The organism is Pseudovibrio sp. Ad37 (assembly GCF_001623075.1).
GTDB lineage: Bacteria > Pseudomonadota > Alphaproteobacteria > Rhizobiales > Stappiaceae > Pseudovibrio.
Genome location: NZ_LMCF01000171.1, coordinates 1 through 898 on the forward strand (window position 1 = coordinate 1; position 898 = coordinate 898).

At 50.0% G+C, this 898-nt stretch carries 1 protein-coding gene; it reads right to left on the bottom strand.

Annotated features, from left to right (window positions below; all coding sequences use genetic code 11):
- Positions 1-75: 75 nt before the first annotated feature.
- Positions 76-898 (bottom strand): group II intron maturase-specific domain-containing protein (locus PsAD37_RS20550; protein WP_244272550.1); only part of this gene is annotated, 823 nt, incomplete at its 5' end.

An 898-nucleotide genomic window follows, 5' to 3' on the forward strand; every position in this document is an offset into this window, starting at 1 on the left:
AGTGGAGTAAGAAGCTCCAAAGAGCTTCTCCTCCCCGAACCGGACGTGCACCTTTCAGCGCATCCGGCTCTCCGTTCAAGTCTGGCTCATAGCCATTGCGACATCATGATAGCGTGAGGTAACCGTAGAGCGCTGCTCCTCTCTGAAGAGATAAGGATTGCACTCAGGATTGCGCCATCTGAACTGCGCTTTGGGACTGGTGACCAGCCGTCTAAGCGCTCTGCCAATACGATTGCCCTGTTCACTTATCCCATAGATCAGCCATGTCTTGGCTTTACCCTTTTCTGGCGCTTTGAACCACTTGCGCATCAAAGGTTTGATACGAGAGCGGTACTTTCGTGCCAGCCAATGAGCAAACTTCCAGAACACAACAGTGTCAACCTTGTGGAATACATAGGCTGTAAAGCCTGTGAACTTGTAAAACGCCGCCCAACCCGCCAGTTGGCGGTTCAGGCGGTCAATCATATCAACAGTCCTAATATCATGGTTGCCGGATAAAGCCTTGACGAGTTTATGGGTAAACGCCTTAGCCTTTTCCTTGGGTATCGTGGTGGAAACACGCATGGTGCCCCATCTGTCCCGCTTGCGAATGATGCGGTGTCCAAGAAAGACAAAACTGTCATTGATGTGAGAAATATGGGTTTTGTCCATATTCAGCGTCAATTTGAGCCTATCCTCCAAAAACGCGCGGCATTCTTCACGGATCACCTCGGCATGAGCTTTGCTTCCCTTCACGATCACGATAAAGTCGTCAGCATACCTGCAATAAGAAACTGCTGGTTTCCACTGTCGGTTTTCCCGCACCGCTATAGGGATGGCTTTTTGAATGCCGAAGTTCCATGCCCAACGATCCTTTCGGGCTTTCTTGTTCAGGTATTTCGCTTCCAGCCACATATCA